The 14,832-nt window shown below is 38.5% G+C and carries 14 protein-coding genes and 1 tRNA gene; all 15 read left to right on the forward strand.

What is annotated here, in order from left to right:
- The first annotated feature begins 72 nt into the window (after positions 1-72).
- The 15 genes from nhaC to CYO90_RS01945 all read left to right on the forward strand — a co-directional run bounded on the left by nhaC (position 73) and on the right by CYO90_RS01945 (position 14,781).
- A complete protein-coding gene (gene nhaC / locus CYO90_RS01875; RefSeq protein WP_087582019.1) occupies positions 73-1,485 on the forward strand; it encodes a Na+/H+ antiporter NhaC in 1,413 nt (470 codons plus the stop codon).
- A complete protein-coding gene (gene iadA, locus CYO90_RS01880) occupies positions 1,482-2,615 on the forward strand; it encodes a beta-aspartyl-peptidase (protein ID WP_103578237.1) in 1,134 nt (377 codons plus the stop codon). The genes nhaC and iadA overlap by 4 nt, the downstream gene beginning before the upstream one ends.
- Positions 2,616-2,695: 80 nt before the next feature.
- Entirely contained in the window at positions 2,696-3,091 is a 396-nt protein-coding gene (rpsL, locus tag CYO90_RS01885) for a 30S ribosomal protein S12 (RefSeq protein ID WP_002941121.1), read from the forward strand.
- A 78-nt stretch (positions 3,092-3,169) separates the two neighbouring features.
- A complete protein-coding gene (gene rpsG, locus CYO90_RS01890; protein ID WP_002941142.1) occupies positions 3,170-3,640 on the forward strand; it encodes a 30S ribosomal protein S7 in 471 nt (156 codons plus the stop codon).
- 12 nt (positions 3,641-3,652) lie between these two features.
- Positions 3,653-5,731, forward strand: coding sequence for an elongation factor G (gene fusA / locus CYO90_RS01895; protein ID WP_021084241.1), 2,079 nt, complete (start codon positions 3,653-3,655; stop codon positions 5,729-5,731).
- Positions 5,732-5,809: 78 nt separating this feature from the next.
- A tRNA-Arg gene (locus CYO90_RS01900) sits at positions 5,810-5,886 on the forward strand.
- Between the two features lie 222 nt (positions 5,887-6,108).
- The gene (locus CYO90_RS01905; RefSeq protein WP_103578238.1) at positions 6,109-6,486 is read left to right on the forward strand and encodes a rhodanese-like domain-containing protein; all 378 of its coding nucleotides are present in this window, start codon (positions 6,109-6,111) and stop codon (positions 6,484-6,486) included.
- 152 nt (positions 6,487-6,638) lie between these two features.
- A complete protein-coding gene (locus CYO90_RS01910; RefSeq protein ID WP_103578239.1) occupies positions 6,639-7,073 on the forward strand; it encodes a Dps family protein in 435 nt (144 codons plus the stop codon).
- A gap of 83 nt (positions 7,074-7,156) precedes the next feature.
- Complete coding sequence (locus CYO90_RS01915; RefSeq protein WP_103578240.1) at positions 7,157-7,744, forward strand: hydrogenase-4 component G; 588 nt, start codon at positions 7,157-7,159, stop codon at positions 7,742-7,744.
- 125 nt (positions 7,745-7,869) lie between these two features.
- Positions 7,870-8,307 carry a hypothetical protein gene (locus CYO90_RS01920; RefSeq protein ID WP_103578241.1) on the forward strand — a complete coding sequence of 146 codons (438 nt, stop codon included), beginning with the start codon at positions 7,870-7,872 and terminating at the stop codon, positions 8,305-8,307.
- Positions 8,308-8,574: 267 nt separating this feature from the next.
- Positions 8,575-9,870 (forward strand): OprD family outer membrane porin, encoded by a 1,296-nt coding sequence (locus tag CYO90_RS01925; protein WP_103578242.1) that lies wholly within the window; start codon positions 8,575-8,577, stop codon positions 9,868-9,870.
- Between the two features lie 93 nt (positions 9,871-9,963).
- Positions 9,964-10,521 (forward strand): c-type cytochrome, encoded by a 558-nt coding sequence (locus tag CYO90_RS01930; RefSeq protein ID WP_009294491.1) that lies wholly within the window; start codon positions 9,964-9,966, stop codon positions 10,519-10,521.
- 45 nt (positions 10,522-10,566) lie between these two features.
- Complete coding sequence (gene ccsA / locus CYO90_RS01935) at positions 10,567-13,662, forward strand: cytochrome c biogenesis protein CcsA (protein ID WP_103578243.1); 3,096 nt, start codon at positions 10,567-10,569, stop codon at positions 13,660-13,662.
- On the forward strand, positions 13,663-14,097 hold the full coding sequence (locus CYO90_RS01940) for a fatty-acid--CoA ligase (RefSeq protein ID WP_103578244.1): 435 nt from the start codon (positions 13,663-13,665) through the stop codon (positions 14,095-14,097). It begins immediately after the preceding gene.
- A gap of 78 nt (positions 14,098-14,175) precedes the next feature.
- Positions 14,176-14,781: a hypothetical protein gene (locus CYO90_RS01945; protein WP_103578245.1), complete on the forward strand. Its 606-nt coding sequence runs from the start codon at positions 14,176-14,178 to the stop codon at positions 14,779-14,781.
- Positions 14,782-14,832 lie beyond the last annotated feature (51 nt).

A 14,832-nucleotide genomic window follows, 5' to 3' on the forward strand; every position in this document is an offset into this window, starting at 1 on the left:
TTTTATTTTTTTATAACAATTTAAGTTTGTAGCCTTTAAATTCAAAAATATCTCAAATTTAAAGGACACATGATGAACTCTATAAAAAAAGAGCCTTCGTTTCTGCTAGCCCTTACGCCTATCTTGGTTATGATCGTAGGTCTTGCGCTTGGCGTTGGTTATATGAAGCTAAAGGTTGAGCCGATCATTTTGATAGCAGCCCTCGTGGCTGGTGGCATCGCTTGGAGGCTAGGATATAGTTGGAGTGAGCTTCAAGAAGGGGTGATAGAGAAAATTTCAAGCTCATTGCCAGCGCTTATGATACTTTGGGCAGTCGGTCTGCTTATTGGCTCATGGGTATTTTCAGGTACCATCCCTATGATCATCTACTACGGCGTGGATCTTATAAGTCCGCAGTATCTAGTCCTAACAGCTTTTGTCATCGCAGCTATCATCTCAACCGTAACTGGCACATCTTGGGGTTCTGCTGGCACAGTTGGCGTGGCTATCATGGGCATAGCTCAAGGTCTTGATGTAAATTTAGCAGCAACTGCTGGCGCGGTAGTCGCAGGAGCATACTTTGGCGACAAGCTCTCTCCACTCTCAGACACGACAAACCTAGCTCCGATAGCAGCTGGCTCAGAGCTTTATGAGCACATCAAACACATGTTTTATACGACTATCCCAGCAACTATCGTTGCGATAGCAGCTTATCTATTTTTTGGTAGCGAGGCTGCAAGTAGTGGCGCAAATGTTTCAGAGTCGGTTTTGGCACTTCAAGGTCAGCTTGATAAAATTTTTCACTGGAACATCATCTTGCTTTTGCCTGTGCTTTTTGTCTTGGCTGGCTCGGTGCTAAAGTGGCCAACGATACCTGTCATGATCATAGCTTCGCTATTTTCAGTGCTTCTTGGTGTTATCGTTCAAGATTTTAGCTTTAAAAATGGCTTTATCTCAGTGATGACTGGCTTTAACGTCACGATGAGCGGCATTAATATGGAGTTTTCAAAAGATATCACTAAGCTTCTAAATAGAGGCGGCGTGAGCTCGGTAAATTCAACCACTATCCTAGTCATCTGCGCTATGGGCTTTGCTGGCATCATCTCAAAAACTGGCATGCTTACAAAGGTACTTCACACCATCATGGCAAGGGTCAAATCAGCAGCAGGCGTCATCATCTCGACTATCGGCTCATGCCTAACCGTCGCATTTGTCACAGGTAGCTCATATCTTTCTATCCTTATCCCTGGCGAGATGTTTAAAGACTTTTATAAAGAGAAAAATTTAGCAGCCAAAAACCTCTCAAGAACACTAGAAGACTCTGGCACCGTGATCGTCCCACTTATCCCTTGGTCAGCAGCAGGAGCATATATGACAGCCACACTTGGAGTGCCAACGGTCGAGTACTTGCCATGGGCGATACTAAACTACATGGGCGTTGTCTTTGCTATCATTTTAGCGCTAACTGGCATCGGCATAGCTAAGATAAATAAGGACGCCAAATGATACTTATAAAAAACGCCAAAATTTACTCGCCAAAATTTCTTGGTAAAAAAGATATATTTATATGTAATGGAAAGATCGTCTGCATAGCTGAAAATTTAGAGCCAAATTTACCAAATGTAAAGGTGATCGACGCTTCAAATTTCACGGCGATACCAGGTCTCATTGATAAGCACGTGCATATCACTGGAGGCGGCGGAGAGGGCGGCTTTAAGACTAGGGTGCCTGAGATCATGCTATCAAATTTAATAGAAGCTGGCATAACGACGGCTGTTGGCTTACTTGGAACTGACAGCACGACAAGAAGCGTTGAAAATTTAGTCGCAAAAGCACACGCACTAAACGACGATGGTATCACATGCTACGCTCACACTGGCGCATACAGCTCTAAAACGCCAACCATAACTGGCGAGATCGAAAAAGATATTGTCTTTGTTGATCCCATAATCGGCACCAAGCTAGCCATAAGCGACCACCGCTCATCAAGTGTAAGCAAAGATGAGCTCGCTCACATAGTCTCCGCTGGCAGGGTGGCTGGTATGATCAGCTCGAAGTCAGGCCACACCACGCTTCACATGGGTGACGGCAAAAAGGGCTTAAATTTGATTTATGAAGTGCTAAACGAGTATGATATACCGATTACGCTATTTCAGCCAACGCACGTAAATAGAAACGAGGAGCTTTTTAAACAAAGCTTTAAATTTATAAAAGATGGCGGCTATATCGACTTTACCTGCATGCCAGGACTTACGCCACTTAAGGCTGTAAAGCGCATCAAAAAAGAAAATTTACCGACAAATAAGATAACAATTAGCTCAGACGGCTTTGGCAGCTACTCTAGCTATGATAGCGACGGAAATTTACTAAAAATTGGCATCGCTAGCGTCAAGAGCCTATATGAAGAGTTTATAAATTTCGTAAAAGATGGCTTTGGTATCGAAGAGGCGTTGCCATATTTTACGACAAACGTGGCAAAAAGTGTGGCCTTGCAAAATAAAAAAGGCGAGATAAAAGAAAATTACGATGCAGATATTTTGCTAATCAATGAGAAATTTGAGATTAAATTTGTCGTTGCAAAGGGTGAAATTTTAAAAGATGACAGTGGTTTTATAAAAAAAGGAACGTATGAATAAGTCTAACTTATTAACCGTTATTTAAGCTTTTTTTAAATAAAATTAGGTCTTTTTAATAAATTTAGTTGAAAGGAATTATTGTGCCAACCATAAATCAATTGGTCAGAAATGAACGCAAGAAAGTGACTGTTAAGTCAAAATCTCCAGCGTTAAAAGAGTGCCCTCAAAGAAGAGGAGTTTGCACTAGGGTTTATACTACAACTCCTAAAAAACCAAACTCAGCTTTGAGGAAAGTTGCCAAAGTTAGGCTTACAAGCGGTTTTGAAGTCATCAGCTATATCGGCGGTGAAGGTCACAACCTACAAGAACACAGTATCGTTTTAGTTCGCGGCGGTAGGGTTAAAGACTTACCAGGTGTTAAATATCACATCGTTCGTGGCGCACTTGATACTGCTGGTGTTGCAAAAAGAACAGTTTCTCGTTCTAAATATGGTGCAAAACGCCCTAAAGCTGGCGCTGCTGCTCCAAAAAAGTAAAAAATTAGGTTCGCAGACGTTGCTTAAATTTGCAAACGTTTGAGTAAAATTTCATAAAAATTTGAAGGAAAAATCAAAATGAGAAGAAGAAAAGCTCCTGTAAGGGAAGTTTTACCTGATCCGATTTACGGAAATAAAATAATCACTAAATTTATTAATTCTCTTATGTATGATGGCAAAAAAAGCGTCGCTACAGAGATAATGTATGGTGCTATTAAAGCTATCGAAAAGAAAAATGCTGAGGTTAAAGGCATCGACGTTTTTAACGACGCTATCGAAAATGTAAAACCTATTTTAGAAGTTAAATCACGCCGTGTTGGTGGTGCTACTTATCAAGTGCCAGTTGAGGTTCGCCCAGCTCGCCAACAAGCTCTTGCTATCCGCTGGCTTATAACTTTTGCTAGAAAAAGAAGCGAAAGAACAATGGTTGATAAACTAGCAAATGAGCTTTTAGATGCGGCAAATTCAAAAGGTGCATCTTTCAAGAAGAAGGAAGATACTTACAAGATGGCAGAGGCTAATAAAGCATTTGCTCACTACCGCTGGTAAGGAAGAATTAGTATGGCAGAGAGAAAAACGCCTTTACATAAGGTAAGAAATATCGGTATTGCGGCTCACATTGATGCTGGAAAGACAACTACTAGTGAGAGAATTTTGTTCTTTACTGGTATGAGCCATAAGATAGGTGAGGTTCATGATGGCGCTGCTACTATGGACTGGATGGAGCAAGAAAAAGAGCGTGGTATTACTATTACATCAGCTGCAACTACAGCGTTTTGGAAGGGCTACCAAGTAAACCTAATCGACACTCCGGGACACGTTGACTTTACTATTGAAGTTGAGCGTTCTATGCGTGTTCTTGACGGCGCTGTTGCGGTATTTTGTTCTGTTGGTGGTGTTCAGCCACAGTCTGAAACTGTTTGGAGACAAGCAAATAAATATCACGTACCAAGAATTGTTTTTGTTAATAAAATGGACAGAATTGGTGCAAATTTCTTTAGAGTTGAAGAGCAGATCAGAGAAAGATTAAAAGCAAATCCAGTGCCTATCCAAATTCCAATCGGTGCAGAGGATAACTTTAAAGGTGTGGTTGATCTTGTGAGAATGAAAGCATACGTTTGGAATGACGAGAAAAAGCCAACTGACTATGTAGAAGAAGAAATTCCAGCTGAAGTTAAAGATAAAGCTGAAGAATACCGCGCAAAACTAATCGAAGCTGTTTCTGAGACAGACGATAGTTTGATGGAGAAATTCTTTGCAGGCGAAGAACTAACTGAAGAAGAGATCAAAAAAGGTATAAAAGCAGGCTGCTTAAGAATGACTATCACACCTATGCTTTGCGGAACTGCGTTTAAGAACAAAGGTATCCAACCTCTACTTGATGCTGTTGTTGATTATTTACCAGCTCCAGATGAGATTGCAGCGATAAATGGTGTTTATGAAGATGGTACTGAAGTGACTGTTGAAAGTACAGATGATGGCGAATTCGCCGCTCTTGCGTTTAAGATTATGACTGACCCATTTGTTGGACAGCTAACATTTATCCGTGTTTATAGAGGAAGCCTTGAAAGTGGTAGCTATGCTTACAACACAGTTCAAGACTGCAAAGAGAGAATTGGCCGCTTACTAAAAATGCACTCAAATAAACGTGAAGAGATTACAGAACTTTTCGCTGGTGAAATCGGTGCTGTTGTTGGCCTAAAAAGTACCCTAACTGGCGATACTCTTGCAAGTGAAAAAGATAAAGTTATCCTTGAGAGAATGGACTTCCCAGAGCCAGTTATTAGTGTTGCGGTTGAGCCAAAAACAAAAGCAGATCAAGAAAAAATGGCGATCGCTCTTCAAAAACTAGCTCAAGAAGATCCAAGCTTTAGAGTTAGCACTGACGAAGAGAGCGGACAAACTATCATTAGTGGTATGGGTGAGCTTCACCTAGAGATCATTGTTGATCGTATGCTTCGTGAATTTAAAGTTGATGCTGAAGTTGGTCAGCCACAAGTTGCATACCGCGAGACTATCCGTAAGGCAGTTGAGCAAGAGTATAAATATGCTAAACAATCAGGCGGTCGTGGTCAATATGGTCACGTATTCTTACGTATCGAGCCACTTCCAGCTGCTAGCGGATTTGAATTTGTTAACGACATCAAAGGTGGTGTTGTTCCAAAAGAGTATATCCCAGCTGTTGAAAAAGGTTGTAAAGAAGCGCTTCAAAGCGGTGTTCTTGCAGGATATCCAGTTGAAGATGTTAAGGTTACACTTTTTGATGGTAGCTACCACGAAGTTGACTCATCTGAAATGGCATTTAAACTTGCTGCTTCAATGGGCTTTAAAGAGGGCGCTAGAAAAGCAGGTGCGGTTATCCTTGAGCCTATGATGAAAGTTGAAGTTGAGACTCCAGAAGAGTATATGGGCGATGTTATCGGTGACCTTAATAAGCGCCGTGGCCAAGTAAATTCAATGGATGATAGAAATGGTGTAAAAATCATTGCTGCTTATTGTCCACTTGCTCAAATGTTTGGCTACTCAACAGATCTTCGCTCAATGACTCAAGGTCGTGCGACTTACTCTATGGAATTTGATCACTACGAAGAAGTTCCTAAAAACGTAAGTGAAGAGATCATTAAAAAGAGAAATGGCTAATTAGCCAAAATAGGGCAGAGCGATCTGCCCTTTAAAATTTAACTACTTGGATAAAAATTTAAAATATCTTGTAAATTTGTCCTCATAGCTCAGCTGGATAGAGCGCAGAATTCCTAATTCTGAGGTCGTGAGTTCGAACCTCGCTGGGGACACCACTCCTATTTTAAATACCACCTCATAAAAATTTTTATAGAGTGCTTTAAATCATTTATATTTAGAATTCTTATTTTTATAAGTGGTTGTGTTTGGCATATAAATAAATTTATTTTTTTAATGAATTATTTGTATGACCTCACTAACAATAAAATTTATCAACAAAAATTTTATATATTTAATAATCTATGCTAACATTTCAAAAATTTATTTAAGGAGAGTAGATGAAAAAAATTTTACTTTTAGGAGCCGTTTGTTGCATGTTGTCAGCTGATGTTAAAACTGTTAATATAAGCCCAGATGAGATCAAAAAATATGATCAGATCGTTGATATTAGAACTCCATCTGAATGGCAAGAGACTGGCATTATAGCTGGTGCGAAGACCATCACTTTTGATCCAAGTAATAAGAGTGCATTTTTAGATGAGCTTTCAAAGGCGGTTGATATCAAAAAGCCTATCGCTCTTGTTTGTAGAAGTGGCAGAAGAAGCACAGCAGCAGCTGCAGCGATAGATAGCACAGATCTTAAGATTATAAATTTAGATGGTGGCATGAGTAGTTTGATCGAGCAAGGCTACAAAACTACACCTCATAAAAAATAGACAAATCTCTAAATTCTGCATTTGACTACAAGATAAATTTATTTTGTAGTCAAAATTTATACTAAATAATAAAATTTATTATTTGATTAACCAGTGATTAACTCTAAGTCAATATAATTTCATCACATTTAAACAATAAAGAAGGAGACATAATGTCAAAAGTTATTTTACAGTTAAACACAATTCAGGCTGATGCAAATGCACTTTATATCAAATTTCACGATCTTCACTGGAATGTAAAAGGTATTCAATTTTTTAGCGTCCACGAGTATACTGAAAAAGCTTATGAGGATATGAGTGAGATTTTTGATGACGCAGCTGAGAGAGCTCTTATGCTTGGTGGCAGACCTATCGCCAAGGCTGAGGAGTTAGCAAAAGTCGCTCACATAAAACACGAGCCAAAAGAGAGCTACACTCCGACTGAAGTTTTGGATATTGTTTTGGCTGATTACAAGCACCTTTTGGGCGAGTTTAAAAAGCTTGATGAGCTTGCAGAGGGTGACACAACAACTCAGATGTACGCACAAGATCAAATAGCTAAATTTGAAAAAGCAATCTGGATGCTAAACGCAACACTTGGCAAATAATCACAGCGGGAGCTTTCCCGCTTTACCCTAAATAAATTCCACCTTTTGGCGATATAGTTTTTATAAACTTATAGGAGCCAAATATGCAAATCAGTCAAATCGTAAGCTCATACAACACATCAAGCGTAAAAGAAAATGTAAAATCAAAAATTTCGCTTCATAAAGATGAAAAAGAGGTTTCTAAAAAGCAGCCTGAGGTTTCAAATTTAAGCGCGAAAGAGATCTCAAATAGCTATTTTTTGCAGTATCAAAAAGATATTACTCAAAAAACTAGTTCAAATTTACTAGCGCAAGGCGGTCTAAGCTTTAGTGTGCCTGAAAATTTATCAGACATTTTATCTGGACTTGATCTAGCAGGTATCGGCTACAATGGCAAAGCTCTAGGAGAGCTAAGTAGCGATGAGGCGAGCGAGCTAGTTAGTGAAAATGGCTTTTTTGGCATCGCAAATACAGCTGATAGGATAGCCGGTTTTGTGCTAAATGGCGCAGGTGATGATGTAGAGAAGCTAAAAGCTGGTAGAGATGGCGTGGCAAAGGGTTTTGAGGACGCAAAGAAAATTTGGGGCGGTGAACTTCCTGAAATTTCACAAAAGACTATCGAAAAGACCCTTGAGACGCTCGATAAAAAGATCGCCGAGCTTGGTGGTAACGTCTTAAACGTATCAGCCTAAATTTCTTGGGGATCTCTCCCAAGAAATTTATATATTCAATGTAAGCACAAAACTCAAATTTTAAAATTCGCAAATTTTATTTAATCTTAAAAGCTATACTTTTCTCTTTATATTAAGGAGAAAAGATGAAATCTAAAATTTTACTTCCTCTAGCAGTAGCCACTATGTTTTTGGGATGTTCATTTTTTAATGACAACCCACCAGTCCGCAAGCAACCAAGACAAGCTACTAAAACTATACCTGCAAAAAGCTCCATTAAAGGCTTCATAAAAGATGTCAGCTATAAAGATTCGAAATACTGCTACGAGATAGTAGCCAGCGACGTGAAAAATCACAAACTAAACAAAGCAAATTTTTGTGCAAACAGATATTATTACGATAAGGGCGATCTTGTCTATGCGTCTTTTTACGCAGATAAGCTCATAGACATGCTTCTTATAAAAGAGGGCGGCTCTAGAGGCGCATATAATGGCATAAGAAAACCACAAAATGAAGTAGTCGTAAAAAGAAAAAATATAAAAACAAATATCGAAGTACCAAAAGAGGAGAAAATTTCTTTTTAGATTACCGTTGATTTACTGCTAGCATATATAATTTCATCAGCAATCAAAACTAGAACTCCTTTTAAGGGGCAAAGCAACGGCCCCTTTTCTTTTTATCCCCTTTTCAAAAGTCTCATTTGTAAAAGTTAAATTATCAAAATATACCTCTTTTTGGTCAAAATCGGTAAATGATCGGTAACAAAAGTGCAAAAATTTATGATTTTTTAAGCTTCATCTTAAAATTTATTGATTATAATCGTCGACACAAAAACCTTAAAAGGAGAAAAAATGAAACTAACAAAAATTAGTTTAGCCGCTTTGGTTGCTTTAGGCGCATTCTCAAGTGTAGCAAGTGCTACTCCACTTGAAGAAGCTATAAAAAATGTTGATCTTTCTGGATTTGCAAGATATAGATATACAAACAATAAAAAAACTGGTGAGTATTCTAATACAAAAACAGAGTCTGGCTCAAAAGCTGGTCATAACTTTAAAATGGTGACAAATTTTAAAGCTGCTATTGACGATAACTTCTTTGGTGTAATCGGTCTAAGATATAATGCTACTGATAATTCTGGAGATAATACTCAAGATGATCAAGGTAGTAAAGGTATTGGAACAGATAAAACAGATACAACTACAGGATTTGGTGTTCACCAATTCTATCTTGGTTATAAGATCGGTGGCACTACTATAACAGCTGGAAAACAAGAGATCGGTTCATACTTTACTGATGATGCTATCGGTACTGGCGTAAGAGTAGTAAATCAAGATATAGAAGGCCTTACTTTAACAGCTCTAGCTTTTGATGCTATTGAAGGTGATGACACAGAAAGTGATGGTGATTTATACGCAGCCAAAGATGCAAATGGTAAAGATATAAACAGGGTAAAAGTTTATGATTTTGGTAATCTATATGCAGCAGGTATTGCTGGTTCATATAGCCCAATAGACTTCCAACTATGGTATGCAAGCTTAACTAACTTAGCTGACCTTCTTGCTGCTGATGTAACTGCAAAATTTGCTATAAATGATGATATTAGCTTAGGCGGTAGAATCAACTATGTAAATAGTACAGCAGATGTAAGCGCAAAATCACACCTATCTAAAAGTATAGATGCATCTAATGGTGTTGCAAACTATAATGATGGTAACTTCTATGCTGGCGAACTTACAGCTTCACTATTTGGTCTTGATGCAAGATTAGGTTATATGGGTTGGAAAGTTCAAGATAAAGGTGTAACATCTTTCGCTTTTGAAGATAAAGGTAGCCTAATAGATGTAGGTGAGCTTACACTTGATCCAACATGGGCTGATGGTAAAGCTAACTTGGTATATGCTACAGCTGGATATACATTTGATAAATTTACAGTTGGTACAGATTACATAAAAGGTCATATTAAACATGCTGCAGCTCCTGGCAAAAATGGTAAAGAAAAAGTTGAAGAGATCACTCCAAGATTTGCATACGCATATAGCAAAAAGTTAACATTTAGCTCATACTATGCATTCAAAACTTCTAAATTTGCTGATGAGGGCAAAAATAAAGAAGATCAATTTAGATTTGAAGCTAAATACTCATTCTAATTCATAGCTCGTTAATCAACTTATGATATAATCCCGGGTCGGAGCAATCTGATCTGGGATTTTTAAATTTAGAGTAAAATTTCAAGGAAACTTATGAAAAATATTAAAATTTCTTTTTTGGCGTGTTTTTTGGTGGCAAATGCCTTTGCAGCTTCTCAGGTTTATTATATAGAAGCTCGTGGTGAGTTTGGTAAAGAGCTTGCCGAGATGGCAAAAAAGCAGGCTAATGACAGAAATGAAAAAGTAAATGTCTATGTCGATGAAGATCCAAGACGCTATAAAGATAATAGAATTTTAAAATTAGGCGTTGATAGAAAAGGTAGATATAGTGTCTCTTTAGGAAAAGAGCTTTATGAGAAACAATGTGCTAGCTGCCATGGCGAAAGCGCAGACAAAAGACCATTTGGTTCAACACCACTTAAAAACATGGATGCTAAAGATATAGAAGATAGCATCATCTCTTATAGAAGCGACTCAAGCTTTGGTGGTAGCGGTAAAAACGTAATGCAAAACCAAGCTAAGATCGTCTCAAACAATGATCTAGGTGCAATACTTGCTTATCTAAAAGGCAAGGATGCGCTTGCAGATCAAGATACAAACGAAAATAAACCAGTTTCAACCGAAACAAAGCAGGGCAGTTATTTAAGATAAATTTCACTTCGGTAGCTTTGCCACAATATAAATAAAAGGAAGCAGATGTTAAATCCAAAAACATTATTTTTAAGTATGGGCTCAGCTATCGTTTTGATGATAATCTTTGCCATAGCTAGTGGAGCCGCCACAATAATAGAGAGCAAAACCAGCACTGAAGCAGCTTGGTACTATGTTTATGGGGCTGGCTGGTTTGCGCTTATCCAACTACTTCTTGGTATAAATTTAGCCTTCAATATCTTTAGATACAACCTAATCGATCCTAAAAAACTTCCATCACTCATCTTTCACTTAGGTTTTATCGTCATCTTAATCGGTGCTGGCATCACAAGATACCTCGGCTTTGAAGCTGATATGCATATACGTGAAAACACCGCTTCAAACGTTGTTAGTACAAAGGTTTCGTATATAAATTTAACTGCGCTTAACGACAAAGGCGAGGAGATCAGCTCGGCTATGCCTTTGGGACTTGCTGATGTAAAGAAGGGCTTTGATCTAAAGCTAAAAACAGCAGACGGTGAGGCTAGTTTAAAATTTAAAGAATTTGTGCCAAATGCAAGTTATAAATTTGTAAATGATGATAGCGGAAAGCCTGTTGTTGAGTTTGTAGTCTCAAACGAGAGCGAAAGCGAAGAGATATTTTTACTTGAAGAAGAAGAGGCAAGGGTTGGGGATATCAGCTTTATCTTTAATGCCAAACCAGATGAAAATAAAAAATATGTTCTTTTTAGACTAAATGATGGAAATTTCACAGTTACTTCAAATGCCGATCTTTCAAAATTTACTATGGCGGATAGCTCTAAAACTGAGCTAAAAGCTGGCAGCGTGAATGAATTTGGCACAGGCAGCTTATATACTATATCAAATATAAATTTCGCCCCAAGGCTAGTCTCAGCGCACGCTTCAAGAAAGCTAGTCAGCTCAAAGGATAGCGAGTTTAATGCGTTGATAGCTGAGCTAAACTACAAAGGTGAGAGTAAAGAGATGCATGTATTTTACAACCTAATGGAGCCTTCACGTATCGCCGTGGCTGGACAGAAATTTAACGCCTCATGGGGAGCTCAGCAGATAAAACTCCCATTTAGCCTCTACTTAAAAGACTTTGAGCTAAAAAGATATCCTGGCTCAAATTCTCCTATGAGCTACTCAAGTGAGGTTGTAGTAAAAGACGGCACGAATGATCCTGTGTTTGACTATAGAATTTATATGAACCACGTGCTTGATTATGATGGATATAGATTTTTCCAAAGCTCATACGATACTGACGAGAAAGGTACGATCCTCTCTGTCAATAAAGACCCAGGCAAGATCCCGACATATATCGGCTACTTTTTGCTAGGTCTTGGCTTCTTGCTAAATGTTATAAACACTAACAGCCGCTTTAGAAAGCTCGCAAAACTAATAGATAATGAATCAACAAAAGGCGGTAAAAAAGTGGCTGCACTCATAGCGATCTTACTTTTGGGCTTAAATTTTAGCTCGCTAAAGGCTGAGGACTTCTTGCCACGTATCAGCAAAGAGCATGCAGATAAGCTTGCTAGACTCATCGTGCAAAGTCCAGACGGCAGAATGAAGCCATTTGATACGCTTAGTAAAGAGGTTTTAAACAAAATTCACAGAGGCGAAAGCATAGGTAGCCTAAATTCAAACCAAGCTATGCTTTCTATAATGGTAACACCTGATTTTTGGCGAAATGAGAAGATCATCGCGCTTGGTCAGAGCAAGGAGCTAAAAAAAGAGCTAGGCGTCGATGAAAATGCAAGATACGCAAGCTTCGATGAATTTTTTAAAGCGACAAAAGATGGTGGAAGCGAGTATAAACTAACAAAATTTGCCGAGATAGCAAACCGCAAGCACCCAGGCTCACGCAATACATTTGACAAAGATGTGATAAAGATCGACGAGAGATTAAATGTATTTTATATGATATTTATCGGTGAAATTTTCAAAATTTTCCCAAAACAAGACGATCCGTCAAATTCTTGGTATTCGCCTGCTAGTGCGATGATGTACTTCTCGCCAAAAGAGGCTGAGCTAGTCGTTGGCATGATGAGAGAGTATTTCTCAGCTGTTGATGCAGCCACAAAGGATAATGATTGGAGCAAGGCAGATGCGGCGCTTGAGAAAATTTCAGCCTATCAGCACAAATACGGCGCTGCTGTCATGCCAAGTGAGAAAAAGATAGATATAGAAATTTTATTTAATAAATTTCAAGTATTTGACCGCTTGACACCGATATATCTTTTGGCTGGACTTGCGCTTTTACTATTTGTTTTTGTAAAAATGCTAGCACCAAAAGTGCAGATAAATGGCATAGTTAAAGCTGTGTATATTATAAATTTACTAGCCTTTCTTGCGCACACAGCTGGCCTTGGACTTCGCTGGTATATCGCTGAGCACGCCCCTTGGAGTAACGCATACGAGTCGATGGTCTATATCGCTTGGGCACTTGGTCTATCTGGCATCATCTTTGCAAAACGCAGTCCGATCGCACTTGCGCTTACATCTATATTAGCTGGTGTTACGCTGTTTGTTGCGCACCTTAGCTGGATGGATCCGCAGATCACGACACTTGTTCCTGTGCTTCAGAGCTACTGGCTAACTATCCACGTCTCTATCATAACTGCAAGTTACGGATTTTTAGGGCTTTGTGCGTTGCTTGGTGGATTTACTTTGCTGCTTATCATCTTACAAAACAAGAAAAAGCCAAATGCAGAGATCGCACGCAATATCACTGAAGCGACACGCATAAATGAGATGGCGATGATACTTGGCCTTAGCTTACTTACGCTTGGAAACTTTTTAGGCGGCGTCTGGGCAAATGAGAGCTGGGGTAGATACTGGGGTTGGGATAGCAAGGAGACTTGGGCGCTAGTTTCGATCCTTGTCTATGCAGCAGTGCTTCACATGAGATTTATACCAAAGCTTAATAATCAATACGCATTTGCCGTTGCCTCATTTTTTGCCTATTGGTCGATCATAATGACCTATTTTGGGGTAAATTTCTATCTAGCTGGCATGCACTCATACGCAGCTGGAGATCCGCTTCCGGTGCCTGATTTCGTCTGGATAAGCATCGTAGTGATGATAGCGATGAGCGTTCTTGCATTTACAAAACGCTCTCTTTGCACAAGGCTATAGATGCTTCTTAAAGGCTTGATAGTCTTTTTTGTCTTTTTGCTTATAGTGGCCATTTGCGCGCTAATCTATCTTTTGCTAAAAAACAAAGATCATCAAGTCTTAACAAGAGGGCTAGAAGCTGAGGGTGAAGAAGAGATCACGATCGAAAAGCTTGAAGAGCTTGCTAGCGATAAAACTCTAAGCAAAAACGAGCTTTTCGAGCTTATACAAATTTTTGGAGAGAAATTTATAATACCAGCGAAAAAAAATCAGGTCGCTCCAAAAGAAGCTAGCAACTACATAAATTTTATAATCCTCATCTGCTCTCACCAAAATGCCGATGCAAAGCTTATTAGCTTTTTAGACAAAGAGGCTAAAAAGAAAAATCCAAGCTATGTTGCAGAGATCGAAGATAGCGAGAGGATAGGCATAGAAAACCGCAAAAATCGTAGGTAAATTTAGCTTTTTTTAAATTTAAGAGCACAAAATATCGTTAGCAAAAATCAAATTTACAAAGTAAAATAGGAGTGTAATTTGGACATCAATGATCTCTATTCTAGTTTGGTCTTTTTGCCGGTAATGCTAGCCATTTTGTTGATGATCTTTGCTGGCAGGCGAAATATAAAAGTCTATGTGAGTAAATTTGACCTAGTTGGACCGCATCTGATCTTTCCGCTCGTGATATTTCCCATCTTTATAGCTATCTTTTGTGCAATATGTGAGTATTTTGACGTTTCAAACGATGATGGGCTAGCTTATATTTTTTATATTATGCTTTTTATAATAGCCATTTACGCCGCCTTTGGCTTTTACGTTTGCATTAAATACAATCACGGCTTTTTAAACTGCTTTTGGGCGCTTCTTTTAAGATTTAATTTCATGACCCCGCTTGTTTATTTGCTGTTTTTAGGTGGCAAAGGACGTGACAAAAATGGCACTGAGATAACCCCTGAAAATGTGAAAAATTTAAGCCTTTTTGGAGAGCTAAAATTTTCACTTTATAATATGATCGTCTTTAGAAAAAATCACGACAAAGATAAATTTATTGGCAAGGATGAGAAAAAATCTAGCGACAAAGTTTTAGTCTCAAAAGAAGAGTGGGATGAATTTTTAAAATGGAAAAATAGTAGGGAGAGTTAAAAAGTTCAAGCTACTTCATAGAGATTTTAAACATGAGAAACAGTAAAATAA

Source organism: Campylobacter concisus (genome assembly GCF_002913745.1).
In the GTDB taxonomy this organism is placed as follows: Bacteria; Campylobacterota; Campylobacteria; order Campylobacterales; family Campylobacteraceae; genus Campylobacter_A; species Campylobacter_A concisus_R.

Excerpts from the sequence above, each read along its gene's own strand:
- nhaC (WP_087582019.1), top strand. The coding sequence starts at position 73 with ATGAACTCTATAAAAAAAGAGCCTTCGTTTCTGCTAGCCCTTACGCCT.
- iadA (WP_103578237.1), top strand. The coding sequence starts at position 1,482 with ATGATACTTATAAAAAACGCCAAAATTTACTCGCCAAAATTTCTTGGT.
- rpsG (WP_002941142.1), top strand. The coding sequence starts at position 3,170 with ATGAGAAGAAGAAAAGCTCCTGTAAGGGAAGTTTTACCTGATCCGATT.
- fusA (WP_021084241.1), top strand. The coding sequence starts at position 3,653 with ATGGCAGAGAGAAAAACGCCTTTACATAAGGTAAGAAATATCGGTATT.
- CYO90_RS01905 (WP_103578238.1), top strand. The coding sequence starts at position 6,109 with ATGAAAAAAATTTTACTTTTAGGAGCCGTTTGTTGCATGTTGTCAGCT.
- CYO90_RS01910 (WP_103578239.1), top strand. The coding sequence starts at position 6,639 with ATGTCAAAAGTTATTTTACAGTTAAACACAATTCAGGCTGATGCAAAT.
- CYO90_RS01915 (WP_103578240.1), top strand. The coding sequence starts at position 7,157 with ATGCAAATCAGTCAAATCGTAAGCTCATACAACACATCAAGCGTAAAA.
- CYO90_RS01920 (WP_103578241.1), top strand. The coding sequence starts at position 7,870 with ATGAAATCTAAAATTTTACTTCCTCTAGCAGTAGCCACTATGTTTTTG.
- CYO90_RS01925 (WP_103578242.1), top strand. The coding sequence starts at position 8,575 with ATGAAACTAACAAAAATTAGTTTAGCCGCTTTGGTTGCTTTAGGCGCA.
- CYO90_RS01930 (WP_009294491.1), top strand. The coding sequence starts at position 9,964 with ATGAAAAATATTAAAATTTCTTTTTTGGCGTGTTTTTTGGTGGCAAAT.
- ccsA (WP_103578243.1), top strand. The coding sequence starts at position 10,567 with ATGTTAAATCCAAAAACATTATTTTTAAGTATGGGCTCAGCTATCGTT.
- CYO90_RS01940 (WP_103578244.1), top strand. The coding sequence starts at position 13,663 with ATGCTTCTTAAAGGCTTGATAGTCTTTTTTGTCTTTTTGCTTATAGTG.